The 16,657-nt window shown below is 69.0% G+C and carries 14 protein-coding genes and 1 pseudogene; 6 read left to right on the top strand and 9 right to left on the bottom strand.

What is annotated here, in order from left to right; translation table 11 throughout:
* Positions 1 to 121: 121 nt before the first annotated feature.
* Together glyA and ABH926_RS21940 are read right to left on the bottom strand one after the other, a co-directional pair.
* Entirely contained in the window at positions 122 to 1,492 is a 1,371-nt protein-coding gene (gene glyA, locus ABH926_RS21935) for a serine hydroxymethyltransferase (RefSeq protein ID WP_370367571.1), read from the bottom strand.
* Positions 1,493 to 1,533: 41 nt separating this feature from the next.
* Complete coding sequence (locus ABH926_RS21940; RefSeq protein WP_370367572.1) at positions 1,534 to 2,409, bottom strand: TauD/TfdA family dioxygenase; 876 nt, start codon at positions 2,407 to 2,409, stop codon at positions 1,534 to 1,536.
* A 507-nt stretch (positions 2,410 to 2,916) separates the two neighbouring features.
* Here ABH926_RS21940 and ABH926_RS21945 point away from each other — a divergent pair.
* The 3 genes from ABH926_RS21945 to ABH926_RS21955 are packed head-to-tail and all read left to right on the top strand — an operon-like array spanning position 2,917 to position 5,986.
* Entirely contained in the window at positions 2,917 to 4,113 is a 1,197-nt protein-coding gene (locus ABH926_RS21945; protein ID WP_370367573.1) for an NAD(P)/FAD-dependent oxidoreductase, read from the top strand.
* Between the two features lie 13 nt (positions 4,114 to 4,126).
* Positions 4,127 to 5,665 (top strand): aldehyde dehydrogenase family protein, encoded by a 1,539-nt coding sequence (locus ABH926_RS21950; RefSeq protein WP_370367574.1) that lies wholly within the window; start codon positions 4,127 to 4,129, stop codon positions 5,663 to 5,665.
* A 21-nt stretch (positions 5,666 to 5,686) separates the two neighbouring features.
* Positions 5,687 to 5,986 (top strand): hypothetical protein, encoded by a 300-nt coding sequence (locus ABH926_RS21955; protein WP_370367575.1) that lies wholly within the window; start codon positions 5,687 to 5,689, stop codon positions 5,984 to 5,986.
* Positions 5,987 to 6,113: 127 nt separating this feature from the next.
* On the opposite strand, the gene ABH926_RS21960 is transcribed toward ABH926_RS21955, so the two are convergent.
* On the bottom strand, positions 6,114 to 7,316 hold the full coding sequence (locus ABH926_RS21960; protein ID WP_370367576.1) for a hypothetical protein: 1,203 nt from the start codon (positions 7,314 to 7,316) through the stop codon (positions 6,114 to 6,116).
* Positions 7,317 to 7,446: 130 nt separating this feature from the next.
* On the opposite strand from ABH926_RS21960, the gene ABH926_RS21965 reads away from it, so the two are divergent.
* Positions 7,447 to 7,761: a hypothetical protein gene (locus tag ABH926_RS21965; RefSeq protein WP_370367577.1), complete on the top strand. Its 315-nt coding sequence runs from the start codon at positions 7,447 to 7,449 to the stop codon at positions 7,759 to 7,761.
* 46 nt (positions 7,762 to 7,807) lie between these two features.
* Here the strand turns inward: ABH926_RS21965 and ABH926_RS21970 are convergent, their stop codons facing one another.
* From ABH926_RS21970 to ABH926_RS21980, 3 genes are read right to left on the bottom strand one after another with little or no spacing between them, the layout of a single operon-like run.
* Positions 7,808 to 8,740, bottom strand: coding sequence for an alpha/beta hydrolase (locus tag ABH926_RS21970; protein WP_370367578.1), 933 nt, complete (start codon positions 8,738 to 8,740; stop codon positions 7,808 to 7,810).
* Between the two features lie 18 nt (positions 8,741 to 8,758).
* Positions 8,759 to 9,220 (bottom strand): cupin domain-containing protein, encoded by a 462-nt coding sequence (locus tag ABH926_RS21975; protein ID WP_370367579.1) that lies wholly within the window; start codon positions 9,218 to 9,220, stop codon positions 8,759 to 8,761.
* A 12-nt stretch (positions 9,221 to 9,232) separates the two neighbouring features.
* On the bottom strand, positions 9,233 to 10,870 hold the full coding sequence (locus ABH926_RS21980) for a CocE/NonD family hydrolase (protein WP_370367580.1): 1,638 nt from the start codon (positions 10,868 to 10,870) through the stop codon (positions 9,233 to 9,235).
* A 130-nt stretch (positions 10,871 to 11,000) separates the two neighbouring features.
* On the opposite strand from ABH926_RS21980, the gene ABH926_RS21985 reads away from it, so the two are divergent.
* Positions 11,001 to 13,667 (top strand): LuxR C-terminal-related transcriptional regulator, encoded by a 2,667-nt coding sequence (locus tag ABH926_RS21985; RefSeq protein ID WP_370367581.1) that lies wholly within the window; start codon positions 11,001 to 11,003, stop codon positions 13,665 to 13,667.
* A 352-nt stretch (positions 13,668 to 14,019) separates the two neighbouring features.
* Here ABH926_RS21985 and ABH926_RS21990 read toward each other — a convergent pair whose 3' ends face one another.
* The 3 genes from ABH926_RS21990 to ABH926_RS22000 all read right to left on the bottom strand — a co-directional run bounded on the left by ABH926_RS21990 (position 14,020) and on the right by ABH926_RS22000 (position 16,296).
* The gene (locus ABH926_RS21990) at positions 14,020 to 14,994 is read right to left on the bottom strand and encodes an anti-sigma factor RsbA family regulatory protein (protein WP_370367582.1); all 975 of its coding nucleotides are present in this window, start codon (positions 14,992 to 14,994) and stop codon (positions 14,020 to 14,022) included.
* 154 nt (positions 14,995 to 15,148) lie between these two features.
* Entirely contained in the window at positions 15,149 to 15,811 is a 663-nt protein-coding gene (locus ABH926_RS21995) for a carbonic anhydrase (protein WP_370367583.1), read from the bottom strand.
* A gap of 200 nt (positions 15,812 to 16,011) precedes the next feature.
* Positions 16,012 to 16,296: a hypothetical protein gene (locus ABH926_RS22000; RefSeq protein WP_370367584.1), complete on the bottom strand. Its 285-nt coding sequence runs from the start codon at positions 16,294 to 16,296 to the stop codon at positions 16,012 to 16,014.
* A gap of 117 nt (positions 16,297 to 16,413) precedes the next feature.
* Between ABH926_RS22000 and ABH926_RS22005 the strand changes: the two are divergent.
* A pseudogene (locus ABH926_RS22005) lies at positions 16,414 to 16,638 on the top strand (LLM class flavin-dependent oxidoreductase); the annotation flags it as partial.
* Positions 16,639 to 16,657 lie beyond the last annotated feature (19 nt).

The raw sequence follows: 16,657 nt of genomic DNA on the forward strand, positions 1-16,657 counted from the left end.
TCGGATGGCGCACTGCTGAGGCGAAGGCGCCATGCCTGGTCGGGCGACGCGGCGCGGAAGGGCGCGCCGCATCGCCTCGTGGATTCGTGAATCGACTCGGAGCCTCGGGATTCGAGGAGTATCAGTACCCGTCGACAGGACGGCGGTGACAGATGTCCCGGACTGCTTCCCGGGCGTTCATCTGCACAAGGGGATCGATGACATAGGTCGTGTCCGAGCTGCCCTCGGTGCCGGTCAGGATGTCGACGACCAGGCCGGCGACGCGCGCGACGTCGGCGGTGTCGAAGCCGCGGGCGGCCATGCTGTTGCTCCCGAACCGCACGCCCGAGGTCACCCGCGCGGAGTGCGCGTCGCCGACGATCCGGTTCTTGTTGACCAGGATGCCGCACTCCTCCAGCGCCTTCTCGGCGTTGACCCCGGTGATGCCGAAGGAGGACAGGACGTCGGCCACGACGATGTGGTTGTCGGTGCCGCCGGAGATCACCCGGACGCCGCGCAGGATGAGCTGGTCGGCCAACTCCGCCGCGAGGGAGCGCACGTCGCGCATCCGGGCTTTGAAGGCCGGGGTGCCGGCCGCCCCCAAGGCGTAGGCCTTGGCCGCGATGCTGTTCACCACCGGCGCGCCCTGCATGAGCGGGAACACGCCGGACTGCATGGTCTGCGCGAGCGTCCGGCCGTCCGCGAGCTTGAGGTCCGCCGACTCGCCGAGCAGGATCAGTCCGCCGCGGGGGCCGTAGAGCTGCTTGTGGGTGCAGGTGGTCACCACGTGGGCGTGTTCCATCGGCGAGGGGTGCTCCCCGGCGGCGACCAGCCCGGCGATGTGGGTGATGTCGGCGAGCAGGTACGCCCCGACCTCGTCGGCGATCTCCCGGAACACGGCCCAGTCGATGGTTCGGGGGTAGGCGGTCGTGCCGGCGATGAGCAGCCGGGGCCGGTGCCGGCGGGCCGATTCCCGGACCTCGGCGTAGTCGATCATCCCGTCGGGGCTGAGTCCGTAGTGGTACGGCGTGAAGGTCCGCCCGGAGGCGTTCACCGGGGCGCCGTGGCTGAGGTGGCCGCCGGCGTCCAGGCCGAGCCCGAGGATCGGGTCGCCGGGGCGCAGCAGGGCGGTCATCACGACCTGGTTGGCGGTGCTCGCCGAGTGCGGCTGCACGTTGGCGTGGCGGGCGCCGAAGACCTCCTTCGCGCGGTCGACGGCGAGCCGTTCGACCGTGTCGACGTTGACGCAGCCGGCGTGGAAGCGCGCGCCGGGATAGCCCTCCGCGGTGACGTTGGCGAAGAAGCTGCCCTCGGCCAGCAGCGCGGCCGGGGTGACCGGGCTGCACGAGGCGACCAGGGCCAGCGTCTCGCGCTGGCGGTCGAGTTCGGCGCCCAGCAGGTCGTGCAGGATCGGGTCTGACAGTTCCAGTGCGTCCAGGGCCTGTCCGTAGAACCGGTGCAGGTCGCCGGTGGTCCGATTCGGCGTGGCGAGGTGATCGGTGGTCTGAGTCACGGAGGATCCAAACTGGGAGGGCGGCGGAGGAGCAGCCTGGCTCAGAAGTTCGGCTTCGACAGCATCGCGGCGACCTTGCGGCCCGGGTCCTCGAACCCGCGGCGGCCGTGCATCACCCGTTTGTTGTCGATCATCACGATGTCGCCGGCCTGCCACTGGATGTCGACGGCCACCTGCTCGGTGGCGTCGAGGGCGTCCCACCGGCAGTGTTGCGGGATGGCGGAGCCGTCTTCGAAGGAGACGAGTGCACCGGAACCCAGGTAGCTGTTGCACAGCGTGGGGGCGTCCAGGTAGGGGGCCCGGGGCAGCGCGGAGACCGAGTAGGTCCAGTTCAGGTTCCCGGCGTCGTCGAAGTCGTACTCGAAGCCCTCGTAGCCGGCGAACATCGTCTCCAGTTCGGCGCGGTCGCGGGTCCCGAACACCCGCTCCTGGTGCTCGGGCCCGGTCGGGAACGGCAGACGCCAGGTCAGCCGCTGCTTCTCGAACAGCTCGCGGGTCTCGGGCGCGAGCCGTTCGCCGGCCTGGACTCCGTCGTAGACCGTCGTCTCCCCGCCGGAGACGGCGGGCTGGACGCACAGGAACCACTGGAGCCCGGGGTGCAGGGGGCAGTAGCTCATCTCGGAGTGCGCGGGGATCGGATTGCGGTGCGCGTCGACCAGCAGGACGGCCCCGTCGTTGGAGAGGGTCTGGCGGTTGGGGTTCTGGTGGAAATACAGCTCCGACGAGAACCGCTGGACCAGTCCGCGGAAATCCTCCGCGGCCGCGTCGAATCCCCGGAACATCAATGTTCCGTGTTCTTTGAAGAGCTCTGAAATGTCGGAGTGCGGGAGATCTTCAAGAGGCAGATCCCGCTTCTCGACGACGAGTCCGTGATGAGGGGAAAGGGCTGAAGTAGAGAACTGTGCCACGGGGGGCATCCTCCGACTCGATCGAATCGGGCACGGTGAATATGGTTGTGGAACGTATCAGTGACCTTAGCGTCCGACAAGGGGCGTGGCGGCTTTCCTGCACGTCCCGCCGACCGCTCGGCCGCCCTACCGAGTCTTTGATAAAGCTCTGACCTGCTCTTTTACGACCCCTATCACCACCTGTGGCTATGAAGGGGTTGAGTCACCGGCAACGAGCGGGGCACGCTCCGGGGTTTCCCGGCCGGCCGTCGAGGGAAAGGTCGTTGCTGGAGGAATCGCTCCGGGGATTGTCCCGTCGGCCCCGGCCTTGACTCCATCGGCGCCGGGTGCGAGTCTCCCTCATGTCGACCTTTCGACCTTCCCGCGGATCTTCTAGTGAGTCTTCCCGCATTCGATCCATTCCCCATCGCCCATTGCCCATCGCCCATCGCAGGGCGGCTTACCGACGACAAACACGCCTACTGCTCGGCACTAAGGCCCGGCAGTGCACTGTTATTCGCGCGCGACCACGACGGGATGATTCAGTTGACTTCCTCTTCCGACGCTGCCGGCGATCGCCTCCCGCCTGACGCGGACGTGGTGATCATCGGTGGCGGCGTGATGGGTGCCGCCATCGCCTTCCATCTCGCCGAGGCCGGTGTCGCCAAGGTGGTCCTGGTGGAGCGGGACCACCCCGGATCGGGTTCGTCGGGCAAACCGATAGGGGGTGTCCGGGCCCAGTTCTCCGACCCGGTCAACATCGGTCTGGGGCTGCGCAGCCTGGAGGCCTGGCGGTCTTTCGCCCGGCGGCCCGGCGCCGATGTCGGGCTGCGGAACGTCGGATACCTGTTCCTGCTGGCCGATGACGAACAGGTGGCCCTGTTCGAGCGCAGCGTCGTCGATCAGAACGCGCTGGGCGTGCCCAGCAGGATCCTCACTCCTCGACAGGCGCAGGATCTGTGCCCTTATATCGACCCCCGCGGCATCAGAGCCGCCGCCTACTCCTCCACCGACGGCTGGGCGCTGCCGCCGGCAGCCGTCCAGGGATATGTGCGCGGCGCCCGCGGGCACGGTGCGGTCGTGCTCGGCGACTGCCTGGTCACCGCGATCGACGTCGCCGGGGGCGTCGTGCGAGCCGTCCGCACCTCCCGGGGCGACATCAGCACCCGTACGGTCGTGTGCTGCGCCGGCGCCTGGTCCGGCGCCATCGGCCGGATGGCCGGCGTCCATCTTCCGGTGGTGCCCCTGCGCCGGCAGATCGCCTTCACCGGGCCGCTGCGCCCGGCTCCGCCCCGGATTCCGTTCACCCTCGACGTCGGCTCCACGATGTACTTCCACAACGACGCCGCGGACGGTCTCGTCGTGGGCCTGTCGGACAGCCGCCAGAGCGAGGGCTTCGGGCGCGAGTTCACCCATGAATGGCTCGAACCGTTCCGGCGGGCAGCCCGGCCCCGGGCACCCGCGCTCGCGGACGTCCCCGTCGCCGGCGGCTGGGCGGGCCTGTACGAGATGACCCCGGACCACAACGCGCTGATCGGCGAGGCCGAAGGCGTCAGCCGCTTTCTGTACGCCACCGGGTTCTCCGGCCACGGCTTCCTCCAGGCCCCGGCGGTCGGGGAGATCGTCCGCGACCTCTGCCTCGGCAGGACCCCCGTTCTCGACATCACGCCCTTGAGCGCCGCGCGCTTCTCCGCGGCCGGGGCCGGCCTCCGCCCCGAGACGCACATCATCTGAAGGAGACGTCAGCATGAACAGCACCCGCACTCCGCTGCCCGACGACGACGCCCTGCGCGCCATCGCCGTCAGGAGCCTGAGTCGCTGCGGAGTGGAGGCACCCACCCAGAGCGGGGACCTGCCGGCGCGCACACCGGTGACCGCCGGCACCCTGTTCCGGGTGGCCGGCACGACCCCGGCCGAGGCCGGCACGGCGATCGCCGCCGCCCGGCAGGCCTTCGAACAGTGGCGCACGACCCCCGCCCCGAAGCGCGGCGCCCTGGTCAAGCGACTCGGCGAACTCCTCACCGAGCACAAGGAGGATCTCGCCGACCTGGTCACCATCGAGGCCGGGAAGATCCGCACCGAGGCGCTGGGCGAGGTGCAGGAGATGATCGACATCTGCGACTTCGCGGTCGGCCTGTCCCGGCAGCTGTACGGCCGCACCATGGCCTCCGAGCGGCCCGGCCACCGCCTGTCCGAGACCTGGCACCCGCTCGGCGTGGTCGGCGTGATCAGCGCCTTCAACTTCCCGGTCGCGGTCTGGGCCTGGAACACGGCCGTCGCCCTGGTATGCGGCGACACGGTGGTGTGGAAGCCGTCGGAGCTGACCCCGCTCACCGCGACGGCCTGCGATGCGCTCCTGGCGGCGGCCGCGGCGCAGACCGGCGCGCCGGCCGGCGTGCACCGGCTGCTGCTCGGCGCCCGGGAGATCGGCGAGCGGCTCGCGGACCACCCCGACGTGGCGCTGGTGAGCGCGACCGGATCGGTGCGCATGGGACGCGAGGTGGCCGTCCGCGTCGCCGCCCGGCTCGGCCGCTGCCTGCTGGAACTGGGCGGCAACAACGCCGCGGTGGTCACGCCGTCGGCCGACCTGGACCTCGCGGTCCGCGGCATCGTCTTCTCCGCCGCCGGAACCGCCGGACAGCGCTGCACCACGATGCGCCGGCTGATCGTGCACGAAGACGTGGCCGCCGAACTCGAGGAGCGGATCGTCAACGCCTACCGGCGACTGCCTGTCGGCAACCCCTTCGACAGCGGCACGCTCGTCGGACCGCTCATCACCCGCGCCGCCCACACGGCGATGACCGACGCCCTGGCCCAGGCCCAGGCGGCAGGCGGAAAGCTTCTGGTCGGCGGCGACCTCGAACCTCAGCCCGGCGCCCCGGACGCGGCGTACGCCCGACCGGCCGTGGTCCGCATGCCCGCCCAGGACGGCATCGTGCGCGAGGAGACATTCGCCCCGATCCTGTACCTCCTGACGTACCGCACCCTCGACGAGGCGCTCGCCCTCCACAACGACGTCCCGCAGGGCCTGTCCTCCAGCATCTTCACCCAGGACCAGCGCGAAGCGGAGCGCTTCCTGGCCGCCGACGGTTCCGACTGCGGCATCGCCAACGTCAACATCGGCACCTCCGGCGCCGAGATCGGCGGCGCCTTCGGCGGCGAGAAGGAGACCGGCGGCGGCCGCGAATCCGGCTCCGACGCGTGGCGCGCGTACATGCGGCGGGCGACGAACACCGTGAACTACTCCGACGACCTGCCGCTCGCCCAGGGCGTCAACTTCCTGTAGGCCGCCCTTGGGATGTGATCAGTGATAGCCGAGATGTGGCAGAGATACCGGCTGGCCAAGCGAACCGCGAGATGTCAGCGCACGATGACGCAACTGTGTCGCCAGGCGGCCGTCCGGGAAGCGGAGCAAACCGTCGCGACCGCGTGGATCAAGCGCCTGCACAGCGCCGACACGTCGAACCCGAGCGAGCGCGCGCTCGTGGAGCTGGAGCGTGAGGCGCACGCGCGAGCGTCGAACAAGCGCTCAGCCGCGACCGCCCGGGAGCGGCGACGCCTTGCCGACCTCTCCGCGCGGATCTCGGAGTGGAATCAGGAGTCTTAGAGCGTGCGCGAATTGATGGCAGGTCTGCCGCGGGCAGCGCGGCTCCTGCGGGCACGCTGCGCGACAAGAGCATCCATCCGTGTCCATGCCGACATGACCATCGGGATCGCAGAGTGACGAGCGGCGGCTACGGTGTCGCGGCCCGAGCCCGCAGTCGCGACATGGCCTCCGGCTCCGGCCAGTCGCTCACCAGGTACCGGGCGGGGTGGTAGCCGGGTTCGGGGACGAGTCCGGTCTCCTCTGCCACGACCTCCCAGGTGGCGAAGAACTGTTCGTCGTCGCCGTTCTCCGGGAAGGCGATCCACTCCGCCTCCGGCAGCAGTGTGGGCTGGTCATTGCTCCACGTGGCCAGGGTGAACGTGGCGTCGGTGCCGGGTCGGCCGTAGCGCGAGAAGGCGGCGGCAAACGGGTCGCCGGGCCTGGCCGCGGCCCGGAGCCGCTCGGTCTGGGACGAGTAGACGACCGAGGCCAGTGCTCCCCAGCCGCGGCGGACCACGTCGCGCGCGGGGTGGCCCGCCGGCACGTCGTACGGCATGACCCGCCCGGTGTCGTCGAGGGTGTAGGCGACCGGGGAGATCGAGCGGACCGCCTCGCCCCATCGTGTCTGCTCGCGGTCCAGCAGTGCGATCAGATCATCAGGGCTCTGTGGTTCCGGCACGACCAGCATCCCGCCCTGGTCCGGGACGAACACCAGCGGCCGCCGGCCCCAGCCCGCCGACCAGGTCGCGAGCCAGCCCTCCAGGAGGATCAGCGAGCCGAGGTAGGTGTGGGTCACCCCCATGAAGTCGGTGACCGCGGGTGCGTGGCCGCCGCGCTCCTCCAGGAGCTTGCCGAACTCGCGGGCCAGGTTCTCGTGCGCCGCTGCGAAGACCTCCTGCGCGCTCACCCCCCATTGGTCGAGGTCCCGCAGGGTCGGGTATGCCATCGCCTCCGGCGTGTCGATCACCACGAACTCGCTGAGACACGGCTGCGCGGGCCGCGACAGCACCTCCGGTATGCCGTCATGGCCCATGCCGAAGTCGGCTTGGCGCAGTACCGGACGCAGTGCCGGCCGGACTTCGGCCCAACCGGTGGGCACCGGCGGCGGTGCCACGTTCGAGGCGAGCCGGTCCAGCTGCACGCGCCGCTCGTCGGCGTCGAGGCGCTCGCGTTCGCGGAAGGCGTTACCGAGGAACAGCTCGCCCTCGCCAGCGCCGTCGTGCCGGCGGACGGTGACTTTGAAACCGTCGGGATCGTATACGGCCGAGGCGACCCGTTTGTCAGCGGCAATACGCGCAGCGACCTCCTGCCCGAAGCGATCCCGTTCCGACACCCGCTTGAATATCCCCATGATCGGCGACCTTAGCGAAGATCAGCACCAAACGCTGGGATACTCGGTGAGCAGGCCCTAGGACCCTTGGTGGCTACGGCACCATGGATGTCGCGAGACGTTTCAACCCGATGGAGCGAGGACCAGCCAAATGACCTCTGACGACCTGTTTGACGAGATCGCCACTGACCTCGCAGTACGCGGTGCCACCTCCGGAGCGATGTTCGGCAAACGCGGCCTCAAAGCCCACGGCAAGGCATTCGCCTGCCTCAAGGGCGACCTGCTGGCTTTCCGGTTGGGTGACGGCACCCCCGCCCACGCCGAGGCCCTTGCCCTGTCCGGAGCCGAACTCTTCGATCCCTCCGGCAAGCACCGCCCGTTCAAAGACTGGGTCGCCGTCCCCGTCGCCCATGCCCATGCCTGGCCCCACTACGCCGAGACCGCGCTCGACAGCCTCGACGGCTGAAGCGGATCGCAGGAGATCGTGAGGTCTGGAAGAGCAGTAGCCCCCGTCAGTCACGCCAGTTGTGCCTGATGAATGCCGCGGCAGCGTTCAGGGCTTGATCCGCGTCGTCGAGGATGGCGGCGAAGGACTGGAAGACATGCGGCACCTCGGGCCAGACCTGCAGCTCGACGGGGACGTCGTCAGATGCCGCGCGGGCAGTGAGGCGGATGGCGTCGTCGAGCAGGATCTCGTGAGAGCCGACTTGGATGAGCAGCGGGGGCAGGCCGGACAGGTCGGCATAGATCGGGCTGGCCAATGGGGCGGCGGGGTCATGGTGGCCGAGATAGTCGCGTGCTCTGGTGCGCAGGGCTTCGGGGGTGAGGGCCGGGTCGAGCTTCTCCTTGCTGGAGATGCTGGTGCCGGACACGGTCAAGTCGGCCCACGGAGAGAAGACCGCGGCCGAGGCGGGCTGGGGTAGGGCGCTGTCCTTGAGAGCGACCAGGACAGCCGCGACCAGGCCGCCGCCGGCGGATTCACCGACGAATGCGATGCGTGCGGCGGGAACGCCCTGTCCGAGCAGCGCCCGGTAGGCGGCGACAGCGTCGTCGACAGCTGCGGGGAAGGGGTCTTCGGGGGCGAGTCGGTAGTCGACGGATATTGCCCGCGCCCGCACCCGACGGGCGATGTCCGAGGCCAGTCCGACGGAGTCGGGTGCGGATCCCAGGGCGTAGGCACCGCCATGGAAGTAGAGGATCACCCTGGACGGATCGAGATCGGGGGTCTCGACGACCACGACGGGCACGCCGCCCAGCTCGTCCGGCCGGGCCGTGACGTCCTCAGGCAGGGGCGTGGAGGCGATCATCCCGTGGAAGATCGCGCGCTGTTCGGCAACGTCGCCGCCGACGTCGAGCGGGCCGTGCCGCAAGAGTTCGTCGAGAGCTAAGCGCTGTTGTTGCGTCATACTGGAGCCTTTCCAAGGATGCGTTTCCAGGTAGAACAACGGGCATCGAGGCACTGCTCAGCGCGGCGGACCGATGATGACGTTGCCGTACTTACCGGCGAGTTCGGGGTCCGGCGTGATCTGGAACCCGGGTGGGCGAGGGGTGGTTTTGTCGCGGCCGGTCTCCCTGAACATCCCCTCGATGCCGGCGGGTGTGTTGATCATCAACAGGTCCGCCTTCGCCGAGGTGACGCGGTAGCCGTGGGGGATGTTCCGGGGCAGGTAGACGATGCCACCCTCGGCGAGCTCGTATTCTTGGTCGTCGCACCACACGAGCGCGGTGCCCTTGATGAGCAGGAAGACCTCGTCCTCGCGGGTGTGCTTGTGGTAGGGCGGCGCCTCGCCCTCGGCGACGTCGAAGCGTCCGATCATCAGTTGTCCGTCCGTGGCTTTGCCGTCGAGCAGCATCGCGAGGGTGCCGCCGTCGAGCCACTCGAGGTGCTGTTGCTGTTCGGGTTGTGCGAGGTAGGCCATGCTCATGGAGAACTCCACTCACTTGTGGGGGCGGGGACGTTCGTGCAGGCGGAGCGTCGAGGGGTACACACGGTCGTGGTGGTAGGTGTCGGTGCCGACCTTGGTCCCGTAGAAGTGGGTCATCGGCGCGTCGGCGATCAGCGAGTCCTGATTCGTGATCTCCAGCCGGATCCGGTCCCCGGTACGGGCGAGGAAGGACATCGGCAGCAGTTCCACACGCAGTTCGTAGACCTCGCCCGGGACGAGCGGCTCGATGTGCGAATGCCGATGGAACGGGCGCATGTCGGACGTCAGCTCGGGGTCCTCGGCGCGGTGCGATGCGCGCAGCCAGCCCTGGGTGACCTTGACCGGCATCGGACGATCCGCGGTTGTGGCGGCGGGAACCAGCGAGACCTTGACGAACAGGTCCAGGTCCGTCTGGTCGGTGGAGGCGTACATCGTCAGCACACCGTGGCCGGTGAACTCGCGGTCTCTGTCCATGGGCGCCGTAGTGAAGGTGGTGACGCGCGCGACGTGGTCGGGCACGCCGTGTTCATCGAAGACAGAGACCCCCGCCGCCCACAGCGGGTCCGGGTAGGACCACGAGGTCGAGTCCTGGTCGGCCTCGGACACGGCTTCAGTGAGCGAACCGTCGTTGAGCGAGGTGACGGCACCACTGTGTCGTCCGGTGAGGAAGAAGGCGGTCGGCCGGGCATCGGCCGGCGGCCAGGCGTCGGCTGAGCGGTAGGTGTCTTCCCCGTTGACGTAGAAGCGCGCCGCGGGCTGCTTCATCACGCCGTTCTCGACGCCCTTGAGGTGGTGGTCGTACCAGGGCAGCAGTTCATCGCGGTGGAACTGTTCGTTGAAGTAGTACTGCTGGGCCGCGGCGAATCCGGCGGGATGGGCGACCAGGAGCCGCTTCGGTCCGCTGACGCGTTCGTAGCCGTAGAAGTTGCCGCGCAGGTGTAGCGCGGCCTTGCCCCACACGCCGATGGAGAACACCGGGATCTCGACGTCCGGCAGTTCCCAGAACGGGGACCGGCGGCGGTGCCACTCGTCGTCGAGGGGATGGCTGAGGATGTCATAGACGAACTCGTGCTTGTCCCCCACGTGGAAGTCGATGCCACGCAACTCGTGCTGGTAGAGCACCGACCCGAAAAGCCAAGTGCTCAAGAATCCCTGAATCGGGATGCCACCGTGGTACATCCAGTCGCGGTACATGTCGGTCGCGCCGTCGTAGGCCACGATCGTCTTCAGATGCGGCGGCCGGGTACGTGCGGCGTTCCACTGGCTCCAACAGTAGTGCGACATGCCGATCATGCCGACCGCCCCGGTGGACCACGGCTGAACGGCTACGTGCTCGATCATGTCGTGGATGGCCTCGCCCTCGGTGCGCGAGACCGGGTCCCAGATCCCCTCCGACCGGCCGGTGCCCGGCAGATCCATAGCGACGTAGGCGTAGCCGTTGTCGAGGTAGAGCTGCATCGGGCCATACTCAGTGAACGGGAAGACCCCGTTGGGCGGAAGGTAGCGAAGCGCCTTCTGATACGGCGAAGCACCCAGCACGATCGGGTACGGGCCCTCGGTGCCGGACGGTAGGTACACGTCCGCGCGCAGCAGGTCTCCCGTGCGCCCGAGGACTTCGACCTCGAAGGGCGACACGTCGACGTCGACCATGGAATCCGCTCCTGTCTGTCGTGGGCCGGACGAGGAAGAGCGTGTCGCGTCACTTGGTGAGCGGTCGTCACGCGTTCTTGGTGATCTGCTCGGATGCCGTGGGTGATCCGCCGACGGTAGATTCGACGCCATGAGCGCCAATCGGAACGTCCTCCGTGGCGCACTGTTCGATCAGCTCAGCAGCGCCAGCCGGATCGCCGAGGTGTCGGCGCCCGTCGGCAGCGGCAAGACAACCCTGCTGCGGTCCTGGATCGAGACCTCGGGTCTGACCGACCGCACGGCCTACGTGTCCGTCTCCGGACAAGCACGTGATCCACAGCGATTCTGGCTGGCGGTCGTCGACGCCCTTCGCACCACCACCGCCGGATCGGCGCTGGTCGGGCCGCTGCACGCGGCACCCGATCTGGACGGTTGGGCCGTCGTCGAGCAGGTGCTCTCCGATCTGGGAACGTTGCGCGACCGGACCTGGCTGATCCTCGACGACCTGCACGAGCTGGCCGGCACCCAGACACTGCGGCAGCTTCGGCTGCTGATCCTGCGGGCACCCGCCGAGCTGCGTTTCGTGCTGGCCACCCGGCACGATCTGAGACTGGGCCTGCATCGGCTGCGGCTCGACGGCGAAGTGACCGAGATCCGCGCGTCAAGCCTGCATTTCACGCTCGAGGAGACCTCGGCTCTGTTCGAGGCGGCAGGCGTGCACATGTCCGAGAACGCCGTCGGCCTGCTGCACCGGCGGACCGAGGGCTGGGCAGCAGGGCTGCGGCTGGCTGCGCTATCACTGGCCGGCCACCCGGACCCGGAACGGTTCGCGGCCGAGTTCTCCGGCAGCGAGCGCACCGTGGCGGACTACCTGCTGGCAGAGGTGCTGGAACAGCAGCCGGAGCAAGTCAGGACCTTGTTGTTGCGGACCTCGGTGTTGGACCGGATGAACGGCAGCCTCGCCGATCTGTTGACCTCCGGCTCGGACGGGGAACAGATCCTGCTGAACCTGGAGCAGGCCGGAGCCTTCGTACTCGCCGTGGATCCGCAACGGTCCTGGTTCCGATACCACCGCCTGTTCGCCGATCTGCTTCAGCACGAACTGCGGCGGACCGAGTCGGCACGACTGCCCGCCCTGCACGCCGCCGCCAGCGGCTGGTACGGCGCGAACGGGTACACCGTCGAAGCCGTACGGCACGCCCAGGCTGCCCAGCGCTGGGACGACGCCGTACACCTGCTCTCAGACCACTGGACCGAGCTCTACCTCGACGGCCAGGCCGGCACGATCCAGAACCTCTTGGCCGGCTTTCCCGCAAGCGCCGCGACAGCCAACGCCGAACTCGCCGTCCTGATGGCGGCCGCCGACCTGGAACACGGCTCGCCGCAGAAGGCGGAACGGTGGCTCGCCCTGGCCGCCGGAAGGGCCGGAACGACACCGCCGGACCGGCGCGGGCACTTCGAGGTCATGTGCACCATCCTGCGCCTGCGGCTTGCTCGGCGGTGCGGAGATCTCTCGGCGGTGGCCGAGGAAGTCGAGCGGTTGCTCGCAGCGGTCGAGAACGCCGAGACGGTACGGCCGGACGTCGACGACGGCCTGCGCGCGATGGCCCTGATCAGCCTGGGCGCCGCGGAGGTCTCGGCGATGCGCTTCGAAGGCGCGAACCGGCACCTTGAACAGGGGATCGCCTTGGCGCGGCAGATCAGCAGACCGTACCTCGAACTCGCCGGTCTCGCCTACGACGCACAGCGCGCGGTGACCAGGTCATACACAGCCGGCGCCGAACGCAGCAGCCAAGCAATCGACCTGGCACGGAAACACGGCTGGAGCGACAAGCCGCTCACCGCCATCGCCTGGTCGGTGCACGCCGACGCACTACTCCACCAGGGTCGGTGGGCGGAGGCGGAGTCCTCGCTCGATCTTGCCCAGCGCTGTCTGCGCCCCGAAGTCAACCCGGTCGCCGCGGTGAACCTCCGCTACGTCCGCGCCAGCCTCGCGCTCGCGCTCGGCGAGCATGAGGCCGCGCTCGTCATCTTCCAGGAAGTCGAGCAGCTTTCGAGCACACTCGTCACCCCGCACGTCCTCCAACCGATGGTGCGGACATGCATGCTCCACGCACTGATTCGACTGGGCAAGACCCAGAGCGTCGAGCAGGCTCTCGCCGAGATGGCACCCGATGTGCGCGCGAGCACCCCGATCCGGACCGCCGAGGCGGCACTGCGACTCGCCCAAGCCGATCCGCAAGGAGCGAGGGACCTCCTCCCCTCACCTGCTGCCGACGCACGACCGGGGACTCCACCGATATGGGCTGTGGCCGCGTCCGTGCTCGAAGCACTGGCTTGTGACGCCCTCGATCTCACCGACGAGGCCGACAGGGCCCTTGAGCAAGCCCTCGGCAGCGCAGCACCCGACCAGATCCTGTTCCCCATCCTCCTGCACCCCGTGTCCGACCTACTCAAGCGCCTGACCGCGAAGGGCACCGCGCACCACGCCCTGATTCGGGAGATCCTCGCCCGACTCGACGGCGACGGCAGTGCGACACCGACGGCAACCGGGACCGTGACATCGGCACACATACGCGAACCGCTCAGCGACAGCGAGATGCGAGTGCTGCGTTACCTGCCGACGAACCTGTCCGCGCCTGAGATCGCCGCGGAGCTGTCGCTATCGGTCAACACCATCCGCACCCACACACGCCACGTCTACGAGAAGCTCGGCGCCCACAGCCGATCCGAAGCCGTCGCCCTCGCCCGGTTTCATGGCCTGGTCGCCAACGCCCCCAGCTTGGGAGGCGCACGGCAGCAGGCCGACGTGAACTGACCGGGGACAGAGCGGAACTCGACGACGGCCAGCCGCGCACCGGGCTGGTTTGGCGACGCACCGCCGGATCCGAGCGACGCCGACGACGTCCCGGCATTCGTGGCGCGGCTGGTGCTGCTGCGTGCGTGGGCCAGTGATGGTGACGACGACCCGGCGCCCGTCGGCGGGATCCTTGGACCGCGCGACGAATCCGAGGGCCTCGAGGCGGCGCAAGGTCTCAGCGATCGCCGCCATGGGTGCGGCTCTGAATCAGCTGCTTGACATCTTGGTGGTTGAGGTAGACCGCGGAGCGAATCAGCATACTGTCGCGGCACAGTCGTCAATCTGACTTAGATAATCCAGATGAGCAAAACTACGCCTGGCCGGAGCCCGCGAAGCGAGCGCGCACTACGGTGCCCTTCCCTGGCGCCGAACGAATCTGCAGCAGATCGCACACCCGATTGGAGATCCACAGCCCGGCTTGTCCGCCCAGCCCGGTGGGGCGGCGCTGCCCGGCCAGCGCATCGGTGATCAGCCCGCGGTCCCGCACCTCGCAAACCAGGTCCGCGCCCTCGTGCCACAGGCGCAGCACACCCGCTCCCCCGCCGTATTTGATGCTGTTCGCCGCGAGTTCGCTGACGACCAGGGCGGCGTCGTCGGCTCTGCGGTCACCCTCCAACTTCTTCGCGAAGTCTGTGACCTCATCGCGGAGCCGGCCCAGGTCCGGCAGACCGAAGTCGAGTTCCCACATCGGGACCGACGGCTCGTCCAGCGGTTCGTCGGACAGGGCGGGGTGGGCGAATCCGGCGTCCGGGTAGCCGGCGCCGCGGGTATGGATGTCGTGGTCGACGACGCAGGGGTGAGAGCCGTTCGCGGCGTCGACGGCCGACGCGGGCAGAGCGTCGATGTCGTAGGGACACAGCAGCCACCAGCCCGGGCCGCGGTCGAAGGCGGTGTTCAGCAACCGCTCGTGCTGCCGGCACTCGGCCAGTTCGCTCGGCGTGCGGCCGGCCCAGACCGACTCACTGATCCCCCGGAAACCTCGCGCCGTCGCGGCGTTCTCCTCGACCCAGTCCTGCCAGGCCGGGATGATCCGCGCCGGGTTCCGGCCGACACGCTCCATGTCGAGGAACCCGACCCGGTCGGCGTCGGTGCCCAGAACCCGTCGGAGTAAGGCGGCGCGCGACTCGACTATCGCGACCAGGACCGCTTCCCCCGCCGCCAGAGCACCGCGGACAAAGGCTGCGGCCCCCGCCAGGAAGTGCTCACTGCCGGAGTACAGGAACGCCTCGTGCCGAAAGGGATCCGCCGGTGTGGGAGATCGGTTGGCAAGAGCCGTCCCGCTCACTCTCTCACCTCGCCGCAGTAGATCCAGACGCGCGCAACCCTTCTTCGGGGATGGTTACCAGTTACCTCTTTCCGGGGGTTCAAACGAGAGCCGGGCCGATGGACGCTCATCCAGCCAGCTCCGGCGCACTCGGCGGGGCTCGTTATGGGGCCCGTTATCCGGAGCTCTGCCGAGAAGCTGAAGCGCCGTCGTGGTCGGCGCCGTTCAGCGTGATCAGTTCGGCGATGCCGTCGGTGAGCCGGTAGGCCAGGCCCACCACCGCGACATCTCCGGCCGCCAGGGCGTCGGACAGAATGCGCGAGCGCTCCAGCAGCAGGTGCACCGTGTGCTGAATCTGCTCGGCGATGAAGTCCCGGTCGGCGGTGTGGCCGGCAGCCCGGGCGGCCAGCACCGAAGGGGTGACCTTCTCGATGACGTCGCGCACATACCCGTACCCGCGGGCCGGGATGCCTTCCTCCACCGCCCTGCGCGCGGCTCCGACGGCGCCGCAGGAGTCGTGGCCGAGGACCACCACCAGCGGGCAGCGCAGCACGGACACCCCGTATTCGATGCTGCCCAGCACCTCCGGGCCGATGACATGGCCGGCGGTGCGGACCACGAACAGGTCGCCGAGGCCCCGGTCGAAGATGATCTCGGCGGCCAGCCGGGAGTCGGAGCAACCGAACAGCACCGCGAACGGCGCCTGCCCGGGAGCCAGTTCGGCGCGACGCTCGGCGTCCTGGTTCGGGTGCTCGGGAGTGCCGTCGACGAAGCGCCGGTTGCCGGCGATGAGCATCGCGAACGCCCCGTCGGGGGTGAGTGGAGAGCGACGCGCCATACCGCCAGGCTACGGTCCGCCGGCTCTCCGCGCCGTTGGTGGACGGGGCGCGCGATCTCCACCAGGACGTGGCCGTGGACAACCCCTCCGAGCCGGTGGCCCGGGTGCTGGCCGTTGCCGCCCTCGAAGATCTGTTCGATCTGACCGGGGCCGAGCCGCCATCCGAAGATCCGGCAGCCCACCCGGGCCCCGCCAGCCCCTCAAGCGCGGTTCCGCCTCACGATCGTCCAGGCCAGGACGCCGGTCGCGACGAAAGCGAGGATGACGGTCGAGACACTGCCGGTGGTGATCCCGCCGATCAGCAGCAATACACCGCCGAGGATCACTCCAGGCAGAAGCCACGGGGAAACGTTGTTCGTGCCGCCAGCGGGCATGACCTGCTCCCTTCGCCGGCGAGTTAAGACGATCTTCGTGCCGAAGACGCCGGAAGGCAAACGCAGAGAACGTCGCTTTCCGCGTTCGCGATCGTCGGCCTCAGTCGGCACCGGTCACCGTCCCTTTGCCACCGCGCCCGCGCGTTTGGAACACGGGACGCCCCGGGCACGCGAGGCACGCCATCCGGACGACACCGGGAGGACCGTACGACGACCTTCGGATATTTCCTGGCCAGCGAGGAATGCGCGGTCTTCACCCACGGCCGCTTCCGCTTCGGCGTCGGCAGCGGCGAGGCACTCAACGAGCACACCACCGGGGAGCACTGGCGGCGCAGCGGCATCCGCGCTGAGATGCTGGAGGAAGCCATCGAGATCATTCGACTGCTGTTCGACGGCAGCGTGGTCGACTACGACGGCGCGTACTACACCGTCGACAACGCACGCCTCTACACCGTCCCCGACACACCGCCCA

Source organism: Catenulispora sp. GP43 (genome assembly GCF_041260665.1).
GTDB lineage: Bacteria > Actinomycetota > Actinomycetes > Streptomycetales > Catenulisporaceae > Catenulispora.

What these genes read in the sequence shown, in the direction of transcription:
- ABH926_RS21940 (WP_370367572.1), bottom strand. Translation starts at nt 2,409, where the DNA reads ATGCCCCCCGTGGCACAGTTCTCTACTTCAGCCCTTTCCCCTCATCAC.
- ABH926_RS21945 (WP_370367573.1), top strand. Translation starts at nt 2,917, where the DNA reads ATGATTCAGTTGACTTCCTCTTCCGACGCTGCCGGCGATCGCCTCCCG.
- ABH926_RS21950 (WP_370367574.1), top strand. Translation starts at nt 4,127, where the DNA reads ATGAACAGCACCCGCACTCCGCTGCCCGACGACGACGCCCTGCGCGCC.
- ABH926_RS21960 (WP_370367576.1), bottom strand. Translation starts at nt 7,316, where the DNA reads ATGGGGATATTCAAGCGGGTGTCGGAACGGGATCGCTTCGGGCAGGAG.
- ABH926_RS21965 (WP_370367577.1), top strand. Translation starts at nt 7,447, where the DNA reads ATGACCTCTGACGACCTGTTTGACGAGATCGCCACTGACCTCGCAGTA.
- ABH926_RS21975 (WP_370367579.1), bottom strand. Translation starts at nt 9,220, where the DNA reads ATGAGCATGGCCTACCTCGCACAACCCGAACAGCAACAGCACCTCGAG.
- ABH926_RS21980 (WP_370367580.1), bottom strand. Translation starts at nt 10,870, where the DNA reads ATGGTCGACGTCGACGTGTCGCCCTTCGAGGTCGAAGTCCTCGGGCGC.
- ABH926_RS21985 (WP_370367581.1), top strand. Translation starts at nt 11,001, where the DNA reads ATGAGCGCCAATCGGAACGTCCTCCGTGGCGCACTGTTCGATCAGCTC.
- ABH926_RS21995 (WP_370367583.1), bottom strand. Translation starts at nt 15,811, where the DNA reads ATGGCGCGTCGCTCTCCACTCACCCCCGACGGGGCGTTCGCGATGCTC.